General features: G+C 66.7%; 14 protein-coding genes. 6 read left to right on the forward strand and 8 right to left on the reverse strand.

What is annotated here, in order from left to right:
- Window positions 1-34: 34 nt before the first annotated feature.
- From CLM74_RS00855 to CLM74_RS00865, 3 genes are all read right to left on the reverse strand, one after another.
- On the reverse strand, window positions 35-2062 hold the full coding sequence (locus tag CLM74_RS00855; RefSeq protein ID WP_105163247.1) for a peptidoglycan-binding protein: 2028 nt from the start codon (window positions 2060-2062) through the stop codon (window positions 35-37).
- Between the two features lie 107 nt (window positions 2063-2169).
- A complete protein-coding gene (locus CLM74_RS00860) occupies window positions 2170-3105 on the reverse strand; it encodes a hypothetical protein (protein WP_189487045.1) in 936 nt (311 codons plus the stop codon).
- A gap of 204 nt (window positions 3106-3309) precedes the next feature.
- A complete protein-coding gene (locus tag CLM74_RS00865) occupies window positions 3310-3948 on the reverse strand; it encodes a response regulator transcription factor (protein WP_025875871.1) in 639 nt (212 codons plus the stop codon).
- Window positions 3949-4023: 75 nt separating this feature from the next.
- Between CLM74_RS00865 and CLM74_RS00870 the strand changes: the two genes are divergently transcribed.
- Window positions 4024-7632 carry a transporter substrate-binding domain-containing protein gene (locus tag CLM74_RS00870; protein ID WP_105163248.1) on the forward strand — a complete coding sequence of 1203 codons (3609 nt, stop codon included), beginning with the start codon at window positions 4024-4026 and terminating at the stop codon, window positions 7630-7632.
- Here the strand turns inward: CLM74_RS00870 and CLM74_RS00875 are convergent.
- Together CLM74_RS00875 and CLM74_RS00880 are read right to left on the reverse strand one after the other, a co-directional pair.
- A complete protein-coding gene (locus CLM74_RS00875; RefSeq protein WP_105163249.1) occupies window positions 7626-8027 on the reverse strand; it encodes a c-type cytochrome in 402 nt (133 codons plus the stop codon). The genes CLM74_RS00870 and CLM74_RS00875 overlap by 7 nt on opposite strands.
- 66 nt (window positions 8028-8093) lie before the next feature.
- Window positions 8094-9770: an electron transfer flavoprotein-ubiquinone oxidoreductase gene (locus CLM74_RS00880; protein WP_025875865.1), complete on the reverse strand. Its 1677-nt coding sequence runs from the start codon at window positions 9768-9770 to the stop codon at window positions 8094-8096.
- Window positions 9771-10077: 307 nt separating this feature from the next.
- Between CLM74_RS00880 and CLM74_RS00885 the strand changes: the two genes are divergently transcribed.
- Window positions 10078-11241, forward strand: a complete 1164-nt coding sequence (locus CLM74_RS00885; protein WP_093820839.1) for an acyl-CoA dehydrogenase family protein — start codon at window positions 10078-10080, stop codon at window positions 11239-11241.
- Between the two features lie 242 nt (window positions 11242-11483).
- Here the strand turns inward: CLM74_RS00885 and CLM74_RS00890 are convergent, their stop codons facing one another.
- Both CLM74_RS00890 and CLM74_RS00895 read right to left on the reverse strand, forming a co-directional pair.
- Window positions 11484-11963 carry a tRNA (cytidine(34)-2'-O)-methyltransferase gene (locus tag CLM74_RS00890; RefSeq protein ID WP_032978095.1) on the reverse strand — a complete coding sequence of 160 codons (480 nt, stop codon included), beginning with the start codon at window positions 11961-11963 and terminating at the stop codon, window positions 11484-11486.
- A 70-nt stretch (window positions 11964-12033) separates the two neighbouring features.
- Window positions 12034-12510: a hypothetical protein gene (locus CLM74_RS00895; RefSeq protein ID WP_025875859.1), complete on the reverse strand. Its 477-nt coding sequence runs from the start codon at window positions 12508-12510 to the stop codon at window positions 12034-12036.
- 405 nt (window positions 12511-12915) lie between these two features.
- Between CLM74_RS00895 and CLM74_RS00900 the strand changes: the two genes are divergently transcribed.
- The 4 genes from CLM74_RS00900 to CLM74_RS00915 all read left to right on the forward strand — a co-directional run bounded on the left by CLM74_RS00900 (window position 12916) and on the right by CLM74_RS00915 (window position 18413).
- Window positions 12916-15765, forward strand: coding sequence for a pitrilysin family protein (locus CLM74_RS00900; protein WP_059063196.1), 2850 nt, complete (start codon window positions 12916-12918; stop codon window positions 15763-15765).
- A gap of 195 nt (window positions 15766-15960) precedes the next feature.
- On the forward strand, window positions 15961-16278 hold the full coding sequence (locus CLM74_RS00905; protein WP_105163250.1) for a DUF4156 domain-containing protein: 318 nt from the start codon (window positions 15961-15963) through the stop codon (window positions 16276-16278).
- A gap of 102 nt (window positions 16279-16380) precedes the next feature.
- Window positions 16381-17397, forward strand: coding sequence for a 3-oxoacyl-ACP synthase III (locus tag CLM74_RS00910; protein WP_025875853.1), 1017 nt, complete (start codon window positions 16381-16383; stop codon window positions 17395-17397).
- A gap of 125 nt (window positions 17398-17522) precedes the next feature.
- The gene (locus CLM74_RS00915; RefSeq protein WP_033832736.1) at window positions 17523-18413 is read left to right on the forward strand and encodes an alpha/beta fold hydrolase; all 891 of its coding nucleotides are present in this window, start codon (window positions 17523-17525) and stop codon (window positions 18411-18413) included.
- Window positions 18414-18530: 117 nt separating this feature from the next.
- Here the strand turns inward: CLM74_RS00915 and CLM74_RS00920 are convergent, their stop codons facing one another.
- A complete protein-coding gene (locus CLM74_RS00920) occupies window positions 18531-18956 on the reverse strand; it encodes a YkgJ family cysteine cluster protein (protein ID WP_025875849.1) in 426 nt (141 codons plus the stop codon).
- Window positions 18957-19055 lie beyond the last annotated feature (99 nt).

Raw genomic sequence — 19055 nt, forward strand, 5'->3', positions numbered from 1 at the left:
GGCCCTTCCCCTGGCTTCCCCTGCCTGGCCTGGCTCAGTGGCCCATGGCGCGCTGGGCCTGCTTCACCTGCTCCTGCTGGGCGTCCTGCTGCTGCAGGACATTCGGTGCACCGTGCACCGCACCACTGCTGAGTGCCATGCTCTGCTCGCTGGCCGCACGGGTGTCCACCGCCGCGCGGCAGGCAGCCGGGTCACCGGCGGTGCCCTGTACGGCAAACATGCGCTCGCCGTTGGTGCTGGGCACCACCGAATCGATGCGCTGCATGCCGCTGGCCTGCGCTTCCTTGGTCAGTGCAGCGGCGGCGGCCTCCAGTGCATGGCGGTCCTTGAAGGTGCCTGCCGGCAGGCCTTCCATGCCCTTCACGGCCTGGTTGTACATCGGGTTCTGCGGATGGCGCTCGTCATTGAGCAGCGGGCGCTCGCGCGCGTCCTTGATCGCAGCCAGCGTCTTCGGGCCGATGATGCCGTCCACTGCCAGACCGTTGTCCTTCTGCAGCTGGCGCACGGCAGCCTCGGTGTTGCGACCGAACTTCCCATCTTCGACCAGCGGCTTGCCGTCGGCACCCACATACCCCAGGTGGCCCAGCTGTTCCTGCGCCCTGCGCACATCCTCGCCGTGCGCACCCTGCTTATGTACTTCGTTGCTGGCCTGCGGCTTTTCCTGCGGGGACGGCTTCGGCTCGGCTGCGCCCTTGGCCTGCGCCTGCTCATGCGCCTGGCTGCGGTTTTCCAGCAGGTCGCGTGCCTGGTGCAGCGGATCGGAGGCGAACAGCTTCCAGTTGGGGTGGTCCTTTACCTGCTTGAGGTAATCCTCCACCGGCATGGTATGCACGCCCAGCTTGCCGGTGGACTGGCTGATCAGCAGCTTGTCGGTGTTCGGGTCTCGCACCACCATCACGATGTGGTCGATGCCGTTCCAGTGCTCGTGCTTGGTCTTGGCCGTATCCAGGCCGATCACCATGCCTTCCTTCAGCGCACCCGGCTTGAGGATGTCGTCGCGCTTGAGCAGCACGCCGGAGTCCTTGTAGGCGTCATGCACGATACCGCCGGAGCCGGCGAAGCCCAGCTTGATCTTGTCGGCGTCGGCGAACACCGCATGGCCGGCCTTCTGGTTGATCTCATCCTGGGTCTTGTTGAGCATCGTGCCGACCCAGCCGGAGCAGTCGATGTAGCCTTGCTCGACGTTCTTGCCGGTGACACCCTTGCCACGGTAGTACTGGCTGGATTCGATGTTGATCGCGTACTTGACGTTGTCGTACTTCACGCCGGCGTTGTAGGCCGCATCCAGCGAAATGCCGGGAGCATCGGGCTTGGCGGCAGCAGCCGTGGCGGTGGCGCCGATGGCTGCGGCACCGGCGGCGACGGCGGCCTGCGCGGCGGGGGTCACGGTCTGCGTCGGTGCGGCCTGCACCGGCGCCGGACGCGCCTGGGCCTCGGTGATCGGCGTGATGTTCTTTTCCGGGATGCTGATCGCGTCGTACTTGCGGTCGTAGTACTGGGCGAAGGTGCTGGCCAGGTCACGATCATTCATCGTGCGCATCTCCGCGCGCGTATGCCCGGTCAGCGCTTCGACGTCACTGCCGATCTGGCCCATGATGCGCGGGCGCATGTTGATCGGATCGCCGTGGCCGTCGCGCACCACGCCGAACGTGCCGGTGGCGATCGCGGTCTGGATCGAACCGTAGCCGGCGGCACCCTGCTGGTGTGCCAGATACAGGTCAAGGCCGCTCGGCTTGTCATCACCGGACAGGTAGGGATGGCCGGTGCGGTCATGGCGCTTTTCCATGTCCACCAGGTTGCGTTTGAACATCTCCGCTGCCGCTTCGGTATTGCGGGTCGGGTCGTACTCGTGGCCGGTCAGGCCGTACTGCTTGGCCGACGACGGCAGGAACTGGAACAGGCCCTTGGCATCGGTCTTGTCGTTGTGCGCGCGCTCGTTGAAGCGGCCACCGGTCTCGATGTGGGCAAAGCGCAGGAAGTCCTCGCTGGCGATGCCCTTGCGCTGTGCAACCTGCTCGATGATGTCGAGAACTTCCTTTTTGCTGTAGTCACGTTGTGCCATGACACTTCCTCTGGGGTTGATGGAGCGGCCTTTGCCGCGATACGCCAACCGGACTCATCCGTGAGTCTTCAACATGTCGGTCAACAGGTGCTGCGGGGTGGTGCGTCTTACTTTTCGACGTAGGCCTTGCGGGCGGCGTCGTAGTGGTACTGGCGCGCGTCGGCCGCACCCAGCGCACGGGTCTGGCCCGGGCCGGAAATGGTGGTGCCGGTGGCGGTGACGGTGATGGTGGGCAGGTCGCTGCCGGCGACGGCGCTGAAGGCCAGTGCGCCCCGGTTGCTGACGCACGGCATCACCTGGCCCTCGTCGCAGGCGGCTGAATTGTCTTCGCCGGTGATCACCGTGCCCGCGCTGGCCCAGACCTGGCCGTCTTCGGACTTCTCATAGTCCGGGTTGAATACCAGCACGGTGTAGCTTTCGATGCTGGTACCGGTAGCGAAGGTGCTGGTCGGCACCGCCAGCACCAGCTTGCCGGCCGGAGTGCGGTATTCCAGCGGCTTGCGCTTGCTGTCGATGTCCGGCGCGGTGCCATAGGCGCCGACGGTACCGATCCACGGTTCGGCGCCCTTGAACACCCAGGGACGATCCGGCTTGTCGCCGGTCAGGGTGAAGGTGGCCTCGGTCAGGGTGACCTGGCTGTCCGGACCGGCTTCGTCTTCGCCGGGCTTGCCGTACTTCTGCGGTGTGTTCCAGGCAAAGCCGGTGTAATAGCGGGTGCCGGCCAGTTCGAAGGCATGGCCGAACCAGAAGGTGGCGACACTGCCATTGGCTACTTCATACGAAACGGCGCCATCGCCGTCGACGTCGTAGATGAAATACAGCACGCTGCCGGCATCGGGGGGCGTGGCGGTGGCCTTGGTGGCGGGTGTGGCGGAGCTCTGCATCGGGGCAACATCCTGTCGTGGCGCGGTGGCGCCCTGTGGTGACGCGGTCGAAGGCGAGGGGGTGCAGGCACTGGCAAGCAGCGCAACGAGCAGGCCGGCGAACGTCGCACACAGGCGTGGGCGGACACGGGCCAAGCGGGATTCCGGAAGGATCTTCATGCACCTCTCCATGGTTTGCGGGCGTCGGGCAGGAAGGCCAACGCAGAACACGCCCCGCCCTCGATGAGGGGGAACGTCGTGATGAGCCGGTCGATTCCTTCGACCTCGCATAGGAAAACCCATCGACGCGGATGATGGCACAGATGCGACGGCGATCACAGGGGGCAGGGAGGAGCCTCCCGCCAGAGAACTGCGAACGGTGTCTCAGATCCTGCCGTCGCGCAGGTAGTCGAACAGCTCCGCGTCGCCCTTCAGCCCGAGCTTGAGCATGGCGTCACCCTTCTGGCGGCTGATGGTGCTGACGCTCTTGTGCAGCTGCAGCGAGATTTCCTTGACCGTCATGCCGGTGCCGAGCAGCCGCAGCACCTCCACTTCGCGCGGCGACAACGGCTTGCCGTCACCCTCGCGCATGCGCCAGCTGCCGGCTTCCTCCACCCGCTCGCGCAGGCTGCGGCTGATGTAGGACTGGCCGCGATAGACCGCCTGGATCGCCTGCGGCAGTTCATCCATCGACGAACTCTTGTCGACCAGACCGAGCACGCCGCTGTCGAGCACCATGCGCAGGATCGCCAGGTTGTTGGAGACGCTGAGCATGAGCACCGGCAGGTCGGGATGGCGGCGGCGGATCATGCCGATCATGGCGAAGCCATCGGCCTGCGGGCTGCCAGGCATCGAGTAGTCGGTGACCAGCAGGTCGCAGGGCTGGGTCGTCAGCAGGGTCATCAGCGCCTGGGCGTTGTCGGCCTCGCCAACGACGCGGCCAACGCCGCTGGATTCGATGACGGCGCGGGTACCGATGCGGACCACGGGGTGATCGTCTGCGATGATGATGCGCAAGGTCATGCTCTAGTATGGCCACCGGCACGCCGGACCGCGACCGTCGCGGTCCCTGGCAGGACTTCCAGGAGATCGTTGCAGATGCGCAGCTGGGCGGCTCGTGGACTGATCCTGTTGACGACCCTGCTGGCGCTGCCGGCGCTGGCCCAGCCTGCGTCCACGCCGGGGCCGTTGCCGCTCAGCCCCCTGCAGCGCGAGTACCTGGCCGCACATCCTGTTGTCGTTGTTGGACAGTATGACAGTGGCTGGCCTCCTTTTGAGTCGATCCAGGACGGGAAGCAGGTGGGCCTCGGCCCGGACTACCTGACGCTTTCGGCCCGGCAGCTTGGCCTGAAGGTGGAGACGCGCCGTTTTGCGGACTGGCCCTCCGTGCTGGATGCGGCATGTCGCGGCGAAATCGACGTGGTGATGAACATCGCGCTCAGCGCCGAGCGTACCCGTTGCATGGTCTATACCGCCGCCTATGCCGAAGCACCGCTGGCCATGGTCGGACGTCCTCAGGACCTGCGTGCTTCGGAGGCACCTGATCTGGATGGCCTGCGCGTTGTGGTCGAGCAGGACTTCATGACCGGACCGCAGGTGCGTGCGCGGTTCCCAAGGGCACGACAACTTGTCGCAGACAACACGCTGACGGCCTTGCGTATGGTCAGAGACGACAAAGCCGACATTTTCATCGGCAATGCCTACGTGGCGACGGAACTGATCGCCGCCAACGGGTTGAAGGGTGTGGCGTTGCTGCGGCCCAGCGATCTGCCCCCGGAGCAGTTGCATTTCGGTGTGCCCAACAGCAAACAGCCGTTGTCCGAAGCACTGGACCTGGCGCTTGCCGCCGTCAGCGAAGCGCAGCGTGACGCCCTCGCGCAGCGCTGGCTGCCACCGCCGCAGTGGTCGGCGTCGGCGCAGCTGGCATTGAGCCAGGCCGAGAAACGCGTGCTGCAGCAACCCTTGAAGATCGGCTTTGCGCCCAACGCCGCGCCGCTGTCGTTTGCCGACAGGACTGGCAAGCCCAGTGGCCTGACCAACGAATACCTGCAGCGCCTGCTGCAGGCCGGCGCCAACCTGCAGGTTGAAAACAGCCATGACTGGTATGAGGTGCGCGAGAAGGCGCGTCGCGGAGAACTGCAGGCGGTGATCGGCATTCCTGCCGATTCGAACTATCTCGGGCCGGAATGGGTGTTCAGCCAGCCCTTCATCACCGTTCCCAATGTGATTGTCACCCGCACTGACAGTCCGTCGATGCTGGGTTTGTCGGACCTGGACGGCAAGCGCGTGCTGTTGTCCGATCCCGAGCGCATCCGTGGCTACGTGCAGCATCAGGCACCGTCGGTGAAGATCGTCGCCGCGCGCAGCGCCGAGCAGGCCCTGCAACGCTTGGCCGATGGCGAGGCCGATGCCTACGTGGGCAACCTGGCGCTGGTCGACCAGCTGCTGCGCAACCGCTTCCCGGGGCGCCTGCAACTGGCCGCGCCAGCCGGGTTCAACGACCAGCTGGCGCTGGCGGTGGAGCGTCGCCATGCGGCATTGGCCACCACCTTCGACCGCCTGCTGCTGCAGATGGGGCCGCGCCGGCGCGAGGCCCTGCGCGGCGATTGGTTGTCGGTGGAATACCGCGATGGAGTGGACTGGCGCACCCTGCTGCGCTGGGGCCTTCCCCTGCTGCTGGTGCTGACCACTGCTGTGGCAATGCATGGGCTGGGGCACTGGCGGTTGCGCCGCGAAGTGGCTGGCCGTCGCGAGCTGGAGCAGCGCCTGGCCGAGGTGACCGACAACCTGCCTGCCATCGTCTACCAGGCCCGCCGCGAAGCGGACGGCACCCTGAGCTTCCCCTTCATTGCCGGCGATGTGCAGTCGATGTTCGGCATCAGCCGGCAGCAGGCGGAGTCGGACGGGCAGGCGCTGCTGGCATGCATCGATGCCGACGACCGCGAAAAGGTGCTGCGTGCGATGGAGCTGGCGGCGCGCAATTTCGCCCCGCTGTCCTTCGAGTTCCGTATCCACCGCGACGGAAGCGCGCCCTGCTGGGTGCGCAGCCAGGCGCACCCGTATTCAACCGAAGCGGGTGCGGTGACCTGGAGTGGTTACTGGGTGGACGTGAGCCAGGCGCGCGCGCAGGCCGACGCGCTGGCCGCGGCGATGGTCGAAGCCGAGCAGGCTGCAGCAGCGAAATCGCGCTTCCTGGCCACCATGAGCCATGAAATCCGCACACCGATGAGCGGTGTGCTGGGCATGCTGGAAGTGCTGGCGCATTCGCCGCTGGACGCCGAACAGCAACGCATCCTCGGCGTGATCGAAGACTCGGCGCAGATGCTGCGGCAGATCCTGGACGACATCCTCGACTATTCGCGGATGGAAGCGGGCGCGCTGCGCCTGGAGCCGGTGCCGCTGCCGGTGCGGCCACTGCTGGAGGGTGTGCATCGACTGTTGTTGCCGCAGGCCACGGCGCGTGGCCTGGATCTGCAGCTGGACATCGACGAACAGCTGGCACAGGCCCATGAGGTGGACGGCGTGCGCCTGCGCCAGATCGTGTTCAACCTGCTCAGCAATGCCATCAAGTTCACCGTGAAGGGCTCGGTGCGACTGCAGCTGGAAGTGTTGGGGCCTACTGCCGAGGATGGCAGCCAGCAGCTGCGCCTGAGCGTCACCGACACCGGCATCGGCATCGCGCCGGAGCAGCTGCCGACCCTGTTCGAACCCTTCACCCAGGCCGGCGCGTACATCCAGCGCGACCATGGGGGCACCGGGCTGGGCCTGAGCATCTGCCGGCGCCTGGTGCAGAAGATGGACGGCGAACTGAAGCTGGAAAGCACGCTGGGCGAAGGAACGCGGGTTGACGTGCTGCTGTCGCTGGTGGAGGCGCGCAGCGAGGATGTGATCGCGCTGCAGGCCGAGCACCAGCAGATCGCGCTGCTGCCCCCTGATCTGCGCCAGGCACGGGTGATGATCATTGAAGACCATCCCACCAACCAGGCGATGATGGCCTGGCGCCTGCAGCAGCTGGGCGTGCCGCATGTGCTGGTCGATGACGGGCAGCAGGCATTGGACCGGCTGGCGGAGGAATCCTTCGATCTGGTCATCACCGACTGCCGCATGCCGGTGCTGGATGGATTTGGTTTCACCCGCCTGCTGCGCGAGCGCGAGGGGCGCAACGGCCAGCCGCGGATGCCGGTGCTGGCGCTGACCGCCAGCGTGCTTGACGATGACGCACGCCGCTGCCGCGAAGCCGGCATGGACGACGTGCTGGCCAAGCCGTTGTCGCTGGCGACGCTGCGGCAGGCACTGCTGCGCTGGTTGCCGCGCGCCGAGGGTGCTGAAGATGACCAGGCCGCGGTGGACAGCGACGATGAGCCCGAGGGCGACGAGGGGCTACCCGACCTGGCGACCCTGCAACGGCGCTTCGGTTCGCGCGAGATCGCCCGGCAGCTGCACGACAGCCTGGTCAAGGCCAGCAACGAGGACATCGCGGCCCTGCAGCGCGCGCTGCACGAAGGCGATCGGGTGACGGCCGCGCTGCACCTGCATCGGCAGGCCGGTGCGCTGGGGGCGGTGGGTGCACGCGGCCTGGCCGATCGCGCCAACGCGCTGGTGGAACGGTTGCAGGCCGCGGGCGATGCAGAGGTCGCATCGGCGGTTGCCGACGCCGGGCAGTTCGTGGCGCATCTGCAGCACCAGCTGCAGCGCCTGGCTCACTGAGCCGCGTGCTCCTGCAGGTAAGCGATCACCAGCGCGCGACGCTCGGCGCTCGGGAAGGCGTTGTACATGCGCGTGCCGGGTACCAGATGGGTGGGCGACTGCAGGAAGGTGTCCAGGGTCTGCGCACTCCACACGAAGTCGGCATGGCGCATGCCCTGCGAGTATCCGTAGTCGGGCAGGCTGCCCGCACGACGGCCGATCACCCCATGCAGGTTGGGACCGAAGCGGTGGATGCCGCCGGCATTGACGGTATGGCAGCCCGCGCACAGTTCGAACGCGCGCTGCATCGCCTGCTGGCGCGCCTGTTCGGGCGTGCTGGGCGCAGCGGGCGGGCGCTGGCACGCACTGGCGAGCAGGATCGTGGCAACAGCGGGAAGCAGGCGAAGGGCACGCATGGGCGAGCAGGATAACGGGCGCACGCGCCGTGGGGCTGCGACCGGCCGTCGCAGCCCCATCGCCGGTCACATGCCGGAGTAGTTCGGTCCGCCGCCGCCCTGCGGGGTCACCCAGACGATGTTCTGGGTCGGATCCTTGATGTCGCAGGTCTTGCAGTGCACGCAGTTCTGCGCGTTGATCTGCAGCCGCGCATCGTTGCCGTCGCCGACGAACTCGTACACGCCCGCCGGGCAGTAGCGCGCTTCCGGACCGGCGTACTCGGCCAGGTTCACCTTCACCGGGATGCTCGCATCCTTCAGCGTCAGGTGGCTGGGCTGGTTCTCGTCGTGGTTGGTGCTGCTGAGGAACACCGAGCTGAGGCGGTCGAAGGTCAGCACGCCATCGGGCTTGGGATAGGCAATGCGCGTGTGCTTGGATGCCGGCTCCAGGCAGGCGTGGTCCGGGATGCTGTGGCGCAGGGTCCACGGCGGGTTGCGCACGCCCAGCTTCGGCAGCAGCCACTGCTCGATGCCGGTCATCAGCGTGGCCACGGTCTGGCCCTTCTTGAACCACTGCTTGAAGTTCTTGGACAGCTTCAGTTCGTCGTGCAGCCAGCTGGTTTCAAAGGCGGCCGGGTAGGCGCTGAGCTCATCGTGCTGGCGATCGGCCACCAGCGCATCGAAGGCGGCATCGGCGCACAGCATGCCGGTCTTGATCGCAGCGTGGCTGCCCTTGATGCGGCTGACGTTGAGGTAGCCGGCTTCGCAGCCGACCAGGGCGCCGCCGGGGAACACGGTCTTGGGCAGCGACATCAGGCCGCCCGCAGTGATCGCACGCGCGCCGTAGCCGATGCGGGTGCCGCCTTCCAGATGCTTGCGGATCGACGGATGGGTCTTGAAGCGCTGGAATTCCTCGAACGGGCTCAGCCAGGGGTTCTTGTAGTCCAGGCCGACCACGTAGCCGATGGCGACCTTGCCGCCGTCGGCGTGGTACAGGAAGGCACCGCCGTAGGTGTCGGTATCCAGCGGCCAGCCGGCGGCGTGCACCACCAGGCCCGGCTCATGCTTGGCCGGGTCGATCTGCCACAGTTCCTTGATGCCGATGCCGTAGGCCTGCGGATCCTTGCCTTCGTCCAGCTTGAAACGGCTGATCAGCTGACGGCCGAGGTGGCCGCGCGCGCCTTCGGCGAACACCGTGTACTTCGCATGCAGGGCCATGCCGCGCTCGAAGGCCGGACCGATCGTGCCGTCCTTTTCGATGCCCATGTCGCCGGTAGCCACGCCGATCACCGCGCCGTCATCGCCGTACAGCACTTCGGCGGCGGCGAAGCCGGGGAAGATCGCCACTTCCAGCGCCTCGGCCTGCTGCGCCAGCCAGCGGGTGACCTCGCCCAGGCTGATGATGTAGTTGCCTTCGTTGTGGAAGCACTCGGGCAACAGCGCGTGCGGGGTGGTGCGCGCGCCGGTCTCGCTGAGGAACAGGAACTCGTCGCGGGTGACCTTCTGCTTCAGCGGTGCGCCGCGCTCGGCCCAGTCCGGGAACAGTTCGGTCAGCGCGCGCGGGTCCATCACCGCGCCGGACAGCACGTGCGCGCCGGGTTCGGAGCCCTTCTCCAGCACGCATACCGACAGTTCGCGGCCGGCGTCGATCGCACGTTGGCGCAGGCGGATCGCGGTGGCCAGGCCGGCCGGGCCGGCACCGACGACGACCACGTCGAATTCCATGACTTCACGCGGGGGCAGGGCGTTGGCTTCAGCACTCATCGATTGCATGACTCGTGGGTAGTGCCGGCATCGGGGCCACCGGCGGTTGCCTGGGAATCGCGCGTGCAGCCACGGGCGAAACGGTTGTTTGAATGTGTCAGGGTACCGGGACGGGCGTGATCGAGCTAGATCGCCGATGTTCACATCGCAATTGCTGCAATGCAGCGTAATGCGCGTGGTCTGGCAGGTGCCAACCTTGGTGGGCGTGAGCGGAAACACCAGCGCCGACCAGGGTCGGCCTCTACCCGCACACCAACTCCGCCCGGATGGCCGACAATGGCGGCAGTCCCGACTGCGTGTGAGTGCCATGGCTTTGGATCCGTACGACCTGTTCGATGTCCGTTCCCTGCTCAGCGAGGAAGAGCGCGCGGTACAGGAGAGCGTGGCCCGCTTCACCAACGAGCGCGTGCTGCCGATCATCGGTGATGCCTTCGACCAGGCACGGTTCCCGTCGGAACTGGTGCCGGAGATCGCCGCGCTTGGGCTGCTCGGCGCCACGCTGCCGGCCGAGTACGGCGGCGGCGACCTTGGCGCGGTCAGTTACGGGCTGATCTGTCAGGAGCTGGAGCGGGGTGATTCGGGCCTGCGCAGCTTCGTGTCGGTGCAGAGCTCGCTGTGCATGTACCCGATCTTTGCTTACGGCAGCGAAGAACAGCGCCGGCAATGGTTGCCGGCGATGGCGCGCGGCGAATTGATCGGCTGTTTCGGCCTGACCGAGGCACATGGTGGTTCCGACCCGGCCAGCATGAAGACCCGCGCGGTGCGCGATGGCAGCGACTGGCGCATCAACGGCAGCAAGATGTGGATCACCAGCGGGCCGGTGGCCGACCTGGCCATCGTCTGGGCACAGACCGAAGACGGCATCCAGGGCTTCGTGCTGGAGAAGGGCATGCCCGGCTTCACCACGCAGGAGATCAAGCACAAGATGAGCCTGCGCGCGTCGCTGACCGGCGCGCTGTTCTTCGACGACGTGCGCGTACCCGACAGCCACCGACTGCCGAACGTGAAGGGGCTGAAGGGGCCGCTGGGCTGCTTGACCCAGGCGCGTTTCGGCATCAGCTGGGGCCCGATCGGCTCGGCCATCGCCTGCCTGGATGAAGCGCTGGGGTATGCCAAGGAGCGCGTGCTGTTCGGCCGTCCGTTGGCGGCCACGCAGAGCGCGCAGATCAAGCTGGCCGACATGGCCCGGCGCATCACCATGGCGCAGCTGCTGGCGTTGCAGCTCGGCCGACTGAAGGAAGCCGGGCAGGTGCAACCGCAGCAGGTCAGCCTGGCCAAGTGGAACAACTGCCGCATGGCGATCGACATCGCCCGCGAATGCCGCGACCTGCTGGGCGGCGCCGGCATCACCACCGAGCACGTGGCGATCCGCCATGCGCTGAACCTGGAATCGGTGATCACCTATGAAGGCACCGAGACCGTGCACCAGCTGGTGATCGGACGTGAGCTGACCGGGATCAACGCGTTCTGAGCGGGGCGGGGAACAGCCATCCACGCATGGCGTGGATCTACTGAGCGGCTGTTGGGGCCGCCTTGAAGCGAGCCGAGGGGCGCAGGGTACCGGTGCGCAGCACCGGCTCGCGGATGGCGGCGCGTTTCTTTGGTTACTTTCTTGATGGCGCACATCCATGTGCGCCACCCTACGGGCCGGCTACGCCGTTCCGCGCTGCTCCTGCAGCGCGGTGCGCGAGCAAAGAAAGTGACAAACGCGAACTACGCCCCGCCGGCAAACCCATGCTGGCGCCACGCCTCGTACATCACCACCGCAACGGTGTTGGACAGGTTGAGGCTACGGTTGTCCGGCCGCATCGGCAGGCGCAGCCGGCGACCATCGGGCAGGGCATCAAGCACGTCCTGCGGCAGGCCACGACTTTCCGGGCCGAACAGGAAGGCATCACCGTCGTCGAACGCCACGCTGTCATAGCGGACGCTGGCACGCGTACTCAGGGCGAACAACCGCTTCGGTGCGATCCGCGCCAGCGCAGTGTCCAGGTCCGGATGCACCTGCAGGCGCGAGTACTCGTGGTAGTCCAGGCCGGCGCGCTTGAGCTGCTTGTCTTCCAGTGCGAAGCCGAGCGGCTCGACCAGGTGCAGCTGCGCGCCGGTGTTGGCGCAGAGCCGGATCACATTGCCCGTGTTGGGCGGGATTTCCGGTTGGAACAGGATCACGTGGAACTGGGGCGCGGCATTCATCGGCGCAGTGTACCTGCGACGGCGGCCGCCTTTACGACGCACGCCCCGCGCGGGGCAGGGCGGACGTCGCTTACGGGCGCAGCAGGACCTGGGCGGTTTCGGCAGCGAAGGCCTGCAGCTGGGCGGCGCTCGGACGCACCTGCAGGGCCGGCAGGTTGACGATCACCTGGTTGGCGACGCTGGTGGCGGCCGCTGCCAGGGTGGCGGCGTAGCGCTGGGCTTCCTGCTCGGCAGCCAGGGCGACCCGCTGCTCCAGGCTCGGGCGCACTTCAACCGAGGCCAGGGTGGTGATCGGCAGCGCGGCGGCGACCGGGCTGGCGATGAAGCCGTCGCGCTCGGCCAGCTGGTCGACGCTGGGGCGCACTTCGACAGTGGCCAGGGTCGGGATGCCGCTGGCCTGTTCCCAGGCCTGCTGGACCAGCTGGTCGGCGGCCGGGCGGACCTGCACGGTGGACAGGGTCTTGATGGATTCGGAGGCCTGCACCGACGAAACAACCGCGGTGCCGGCGATCAGGGCGATGGCGATGGCAATGGTCTTGGCGTTCATGACGGGGCCTGTTTAGTGTTGGTGATCAGTGGTGTGGTAGTAAGGTAGAACACCAGTTCTGGGGATGCAAGCGGAATTTTCGATTTCCTGCTTTTGTTCAGTCTTCAGTCAGCTTTCGTCTGAAGCCCTTCCTGGCGCAGGAAGTACAAAGCAATCCCCGTGCCAACTTTTAGTCGTTGATTCATAAGGGTTTTATGACTCACCGAAAGTGTCCGCAGGGCGGACACCTGTCCATTCGGGGGGCTGCGGACACTGTCCGGACGTGAATCACCGCCGTTCGTGACCCGGGAACGGCCAATCACAAAGGCCGAGGGGGCCGATCACCCCCAGTGACTGGTGGCCGATACCGGTGGCCGCACGCCCGCGCTAGGATCGGGATTCACCTTCGTGACCAAGGACCCGGATATGTCGCTCACCCTGCGCCCGCGCGCCGCGCTGCTCGCTGTTGCTCTCAGTACTGCTCTCGGCACGCTCGCGCCGACCTACGCGCTGGCGGCCAAGCCGGCCGCGACCAGCAAGGTCGATATCCCGTTCGAGCAGTTCACCCTGCCCAACGGCCTGCGCGTGGTGGTGCATACCGATCGCAAGGCACCAATCGTCGCGGTCAACATCTGGTACCACGTCGGCAGCAAGGACGAGCCCGCCGGTCGCACCGGCTTCGCGCATCTGTTTGAACACCTGATGTTCCAGAGCAGCGAGAACCACGACGGCGAGTACTTCGAACCCTTCAAGCAGGTGGGTGCGACCGGCCAGAACGGCACCACCAATACCGACCGCACCAACTATTTCGAGAACGTGCCGACCACCGCGCTGGACATGGCGCTGTGGATGGAATCGGACCGCATGGGCCATCTGGTTGGCGCGATCGACCAGGCTGCGCTCGACGAACAGCGTGGCGTGGTGCAGAACGAGAAGCGCCAGGGCGAGAACCAGCCCTATGGCCAGGTGTGGGAACAGCTCAACCGCGCGCTGTATCCGGTGGGCCACCCGTACCACCACAGCGTGATCGGCTCGATGAACGATCTCAACGCCGCCTCGCTGGACGACGTCAAGACCTGGTTCCGCACCTGGTACGGCCCGAACAACGCGGTACTGGTGCTGGCCGGTGACATCGACCTGGCCACCGCCAAGGAAAAGGCCGCCAAGTACTTCGGCAGCATCCCGGCCGGCCCGACCATGGCGCAGCCGAAGGTGGATGTGGCCAAGCGGCCGGCCGACACCCGCGAGGTGATGACCGACAAGGTGCCGCAGGCACGCATCTACCGCGCCTGGAACGTGGCGCAGGTAGGCACCACCGACGTCGACCAGCTGCAGCTGCTGGCCTATGTGCTCGGCGGCGCCAAGTCCTCGCGCCTGAGCCAGCGCCTGCAGCACCAGGACAAGCTGGTGGACAACATCAGCGCCGGCGCCTATGCCTCGCAGCTCGGTTCCAACTTCATGGTGATGGCGACGGTGAAGCAGGGCCAGGATCCGGCCAAGGTCGAAAAGATCATCGATGAGGAAATCGAGCGCCTGCTCAAGGATGGCCCGACCGCCGAAGAACTGGCACGCGCCAAGACCGGCTCGCGCGCGGCGTTCATCCGCGGCATCGAGCGCATCGGCGGCTTCGGTGGCAAGGCCGATGCGCTGGCCGAGTGCACGGTCTACACCGGCGACCCGGGCTGCTTCCGCACCTCGCTGGCCAACATCGACAAGGCCACCGCTGCCGACCTCAAGCGCCTGGGCGCGCAGTGGCTGGACAAGGGCAGCCACACCCTGGTGGTCGAGCCGGGTGAACGCGTGGCGCTGAAGGAAGACCCCTCGCAGGCGCCGAAGCCGTTCAACGTGCCGGCGGTCGACAGCAGGTACAGCACCCTGCCCGAGCAGGTGGACCGCAAGGCGGGCGTGCCGCAGACCCGCGAGTTCCCGCAGCTGAAGTTCCCGGCCCTGCAGCGCGCCACGCTGAAGAACGGCACCCAGGTGGTGCTGGCCGAGCGCCACGAGATTCCGGTGGTGCAGTTCAGCTACCAGTTCCCGGGCGGCTTCACCGCTGACCAGGGCCGCAAGCCGGGCACCGCCAACTTCACCATGAGCCTGATGACCGAAGGCGCCGGCAAGCTCGGCTCGCTGGCCTTCGCCGATGCAGCCGATGCGCTGGGTGCGGATCTCGATGCGTCCGCAGGCCTGGATTCGGTGGATGTGGAACTGTCCGCGCTGAAGGAGAACCTGGTGCCGTCGCTGGCGCTGTATGCCAGCCTGCTGCGCGAGCCGCGCTTCGAGCAGAGCGAGATCGACCGGGTCAAGGCGACCTGGATCGCCGGCATCCAGCAGGAGAAGGTCAACCCGGGTGCGGTAGCGATGCGCGTGCTGCCGCCGCTGCTGTACGGCAAGGGCCACCCGTACGCGATCCCGTTCACCGGCAGCGGTGACGAAGCGGCGATCAGCAGCCTGGGCCGCGAGGACCTGGTCGACTTCCACCGCGACTGGCTGCGCCCGCAGGACGGCACCCTGATCGTGGTGGGCGATACCACCCTGGCCGAGATCGTGCCGCTGCTGGACAAGCAGCTGGGCGACTGGAAGGCCACCGGTGATGCGCCGACGATCAAGGCCACCACCGCCGTGGCGCTGCCGAAGAGCCCGCGCGTGTTCCTGATCGACCAGCCGGGCGCGGTGCAGGCCAACCTGTTCGCCGGCCAGGTCGTGCCGCCGTCCAGCGACGCCAGCTCGACCCGCTTCGACATCGCCAACGGCGTGATCGGTGGTGACTTCACTTCGCGCCTGAACATGAACCTGCGCGAGGACAAGCACTGGTCCTACGGTGCCCGCACCAGCGCCAGCAACACCGTGGGCCAGCGCCCGTGGATGGCGATGGCACCGGTGCAGATCGACAAGACCGGCCCGGCCATGGCGGAAATGCGCAAGGAGATCGCCGAGTTCGCCAACGGCAGCAAGCCGGCGACCGACGCGGAAGTGGCGCGCATCCGCAACATCCAGACCCTGAGCCTGCCTGGCGCCTACGAGACCGCCAGCGCGGTGGCCGCGACCATCGGCACGATCGTGCAGTTCAAGCGTCCGGACGACTACGTGCTGCGCCGCAAGGCCGAGATCGAAGCGATGACCCCGGCACAGGTGCAGCAGGCGGCAGCGGAGATCAAGCCGCAGGCGCTGACCTGGGTGGTGGTGGGTGACCTCAAGCAGACCGAAGCGGCCGTGCGCGCCTTGAACCTGGGCGAAGTGACCGTGATCGATGCCGAAGGCAACCCGGTCAAGAAGTAAGGGATGTGCCTGCCCGCTCCGGCGGGCAGGCACCTGCGGGTAGCGCCGGGCCGTGCCCGGCGAGCCCGCAGCGCGGCATCTGGACGCCTTCGAAGAACCGCCGGGCATGGCCCGGCGCTACCGCAGCCTTCTTCGGCTATCCCTGATTCAGACGGTTCAGGCACACTCCTGACATTCCCTTCCAGGATCCTGCCCATGCGCGTTCTGCTGCTGTCGTCCCTGTTGCTCACCGTCACCGCCTGCACCTGGGTGCCGATCGAACCGGCCGGCAAGGCGACCCGCGTGCTGCCGGCAGGCTCGGTACCGGCCGGCTGCATCTCCAAGGGCGAAGTAGTGGTGACCGTGAAGAGCAAGGTCGGCTTCTACAACCGCAACCCGCTGCGCGTGCAGGAAGAGCTGGAAACCCTGGCCCGCAACGAGGCCCCGACCACCGGCGCCAACGCCGTGCAGGCCGCTGCGGCCCCTGCCGATGGCAGCCAGCGCTTTGCCGCCTTCCAGTGCCCGCCGCGCTGAATCCTTCACCATACGGCCAAGGCTGAATTCGTAAAGATGCGGTGAAGGCCCGGGGGGTTATAGAATAGCGCCCCCTTTGCCTGAGCCTTGGCGCTAACCTCGATGCTCTTCAAGAATGTCTCGATTGCCGGCCTGGCTCACGTTGATGCGCCGCACACGCTGACGACCAAGGAAATCAACGAACGCCTGCAGCCGACGCTGGATCGCCTTGGTATCCGTACCGACGTCCTCGGCGACATCGCCGGCATCCACGCGCGCCGCCTGTGGGACAACGGTGTCCTGGCGTCCGATGCGGCCACCATGGCTGGCCGCAAGGCGCTGGAAGACGCAGGCATCGATGCGACGCAGGTGGGCCTGTTGATCAACACCTCGGTCAGCCGTGACTACCTGGAGCCGTCCACCGCTTCCATCGTGTCCGGCAACCTCGGTGTCAGCGACGAGTGCATGACCTTCGACGTCGCCAATGCCTGCCTGGCCTTCATCAACGGCATGGACATCGCTGCGCGCATGCTTGAGCGCGGTGAGATCGACTATGCGCTGGTGGTCGATGGCGAGACCGCCAACCTGGTGTACGAAAAGACCCTGGAGCGGATGACCGCGCCGGACGTCACCGCCGACGACTTCCGCAACGAGCTGGCGGCGCTGACCACCGGTTCCGGTGCAGCCGCGATGGTGATGGCCCGTTCGGAGCTGGTGCCCGACGCGCCGCGCTACAAGGGTGGCGTGACCCGCTCGGCCACCGAGTGGAACCAGCTGTGCCTGGGCAACCTGGACCGCATGGTCACCGACACCCGCATGCTGCTGATCGAGGGCATCAAGCTGGCCCAGAAGACCTTCACCGCCGCCAAGATCGCACTGGGCTGGGCCGTGGAAGAGCTGGACCAGTTCGTCATCCACCAGGTCAGCCAGCCGCACACCGCGGCGTTCATCAAGAATTTCGGCATCGACCCGAAGAAGGTCATGACCATCTTCGGCGAGCACGGCAACATCGGTCCGGCCTCGGTGCCGATCGTGCTGAGCAAGCTCAAGCAGCTGGGCAAGCTGAAGAAGGGCGACCGCATCGCGCTTCTGGGCATCGGCTCGGGCCTGAACTGCTCGATGGCTGAAGTGGTCTGGTAAAAAAGTCACCGCTGACCTGCTGCGCGCCGTCCGCACCTGCCAGCCAATCGCTCGCGACGGACAGCGATGAGTTTTCCAAGTGTCCAAGGGCCGGTTCTACCGGCCCTTTCTACAGGTGCGATCCGATGTCCCAGCTTCCCGGTTACCCCGCCCACCCGCAGCGTTTCGAGGTCCGCCCCGGCCTGTCGATGAACTATCTCGACGAAGGCCCGCGCGATGGCGAAGTGGTGGTGATGGTGCACGGCAACCCGTCGTGGAGCTATTACTGGCGCACGCTGGTGGCCGGCCTGTCGGACAGGTACCGCTGCATCGTGCCGGACCATATCGGCATGGGCCTGTCGGACAAGCCTGACGACAGCCGCTACGAGTACACGCTGCAGTCGCGGGTGGATGATCTGGATGCGCTGCTGAAGCATCTGGGCATCACCGGCCCGGTGACGCTGGCCGTGCACGACTGGGGCGGCATGATCGGTTTCGGCTGGGCGCTGTCGCACCACGACCAGGTCAAGCGCCTGGTGGTGCTCAACACCGCCGCGTTCCCGATGCCGGCGGCCAAGAAGATGCCGTGGCAGATCGCGCTGGGCCGGCACTGGAAGATCGGCGAGTGGATCATCCGCACCTTCAATGCGTTCTCCTCCGGTGCCTCGTGGCTGGGCGTGGAGCGGAAGATGCCGGCCGATGTGCGCCGCGCCTACGTGTCGCCGTACAACAGCTACGCCAACCGAATCAGCACCATCCGCTTCATGCAGGACATTCCGCTGTCGCCGGCCGACAAGGCGTGGTCACTGCTGGAGCGCGCCGGCAAGGCGCTGCCGTCGTTCGCCGATCGTCCGGCCTTCCTCGGCTGGGGCCTGCGTGATTTCGTGTTCGACCACCACTTCCTGAAGGGCTTCCAGGCGGCGTTGCCGAAGGCGCAGGTGCATGCCTTCGAGGATGCCGGCCACTACGTGCTGGAAGACAAGCATGAAGTGCTGGTGCCGGAGATCCGGGCGTTCCTGGACGCGAACCCGATCTGAAGAGTGTGCCGACCAACGGTCGGCACCCACCGGGAGAGTGAACGGGTGGGTGCCGACCGTTGGTCGGCACGCCTGGGGAAGGGATGGGTGGGTGCCGACCGTTGGTCGGCACGCCCGTCACGCGGCAATCGGCGCCTGTGGCGAGGGGCTGTTGCCGTTGTCGTCCGGGTGGTCGTCGTCGTTGTCCGCACCGTCGCGCCAGCGCCAGTCGGCCAGGGTCAGAGGATCCAGCCCATAGGCGATGCGGGCCTTGTCGCACTGCGGGCTGGCCTTGCCGTACTCCCACGATGCATCCACCTCGCGGCACACGCTGGGGCGGTTGGGGTGGATCGTGCAGCGGGAATAGACGCCGATCTGCGCGTCCAGCGCCACGCAGCGCACCGGCTTGGAATGGGTGCCGCGCATGCACAGGCGGTGCGGGTCGAGCACCTCGGTGAGCTGGTGCGGCACGCCGCCGGGGGTGACCTCGTCCGATTCCATCCAGTGGAAGGCCACGCGGTACTGGGTGCAGCAGGCGCCGCAGGTCATGCAGGGATGTTGCATGGGCAAGCCGCCTCGGGCGGCATCGGGAAAGGGACGAGGATGCGGATTTTCCACGCTGGCGGCCGCCGCGCAAGAAATTCCGTAAGCGGCGACAATGAA

The sequence above is a fragment of the Stenotrophomonas sp. MYb57 genome, from assembly GCF_002966815.1.
Lineage (GTDB): Bacteria > Pseudomonadota > Gammaproteobacteria > Xanthomonadales > Xanthomonadaceae > Stenotrophomonas > Stenotrophomonas indicatrix.

Coding starts and splice junctions, on each gene's coding strand:
- CLM74_RS00855 (WP_105163247.1), bottom strand. CDS start 2,062: ATGGCACAACGTGACTACAGCAAAAAGGAAGTTCTCGACATCATCGAG.
- CLM74_RS00860 (WP_189487045.1), bottom strand. CDS start 3,105: ATGAAGATCCTTCCGGAATCCCGCTTGGCCCGTGTCCGCCCACGCCTG.
- CLM74_RS00865 (WP_025875871.1), bottom strand. CDS start 3,948: ATGACCTTGCGCATCATCATCGCAGACGATCACCCCGTGGTCCGCATC.
- CLM74_RS00870 (WP_105163248.1), top strand. CDS start 4,024: ATGCGCAGCTGGGCGGCTCGTGGACTGATCCTGTTGACGACCCTGCTG.
- CLM74_RS00875 (WP_105163249.1), bottom strand. CDS start 8,027: ATGCGTGCCCTTCGCCTGCTTCCCGCTGTTGCCACGATCCTGCTCGCC.
- CLM74_RS00880 (WP_025875865.1), bottom strand. CDS start 9,770: ATGAGTGCTGAAGCCAACGCCCTGCCCCCGCGTGAAGTCATGGAATTC.
- CLM74_RS00885 (WP_093820839.1), top strand. CDS start 10,078: ATGGCTTTGGATCCGTACGACCTGTTCGATGTCCGTTCCCTGCTCAGC.
- CLM74_RS00890 (WP_032978095.1), bottom strand. CDS start 11,963: ATGAATGCCGCGCCCCAGTTCCACGTGATCCTGTTCCAACCGGAAATC.
- CLM74_RS00895 (WP_025875859.1), bottom strand. CDS start 12,510: ATGAACGCCAAGACCATTGCCATCGCCATCGCCCTGATCGCCGGCACC.
- CLM74_RS00900 (WP_059063196.1), top strand. CDS start 12,916: ATGTCGCTCACCCTGCGCCCGCGCGCCGCGCTGCTCGCTGTTGCTCTC.
- CLM74_RS00905 (WP_105163250.1), top strand. CDS start 15,961: ATGCGCGTTCTGCTGCTGTCGTCCCTGTTGCTCACCGTCACCGCCTGC.
- CLM74_RS00910 (WP_025875853.1), top strand. CDS start 16,381: ATGCTCTTCAAGAATGTCTCGATTGCCGGCCTGGCTCACGTTGATGCG.
- CLM74_RS00915 (WP_033832736.1), top strand. CDS start 17,523: ATGTCCCAGCTTCCCGGTTACCCCGCCCACCCGCAGCGTTTCGAGGTC.
- CLM74_RS00920 (WP_025875849.1), bottom strand. CDS start 18,956: ATGCAACATCCCTGCATGACCTGCGGCGCCTGCTGCACCCAGTACCGC.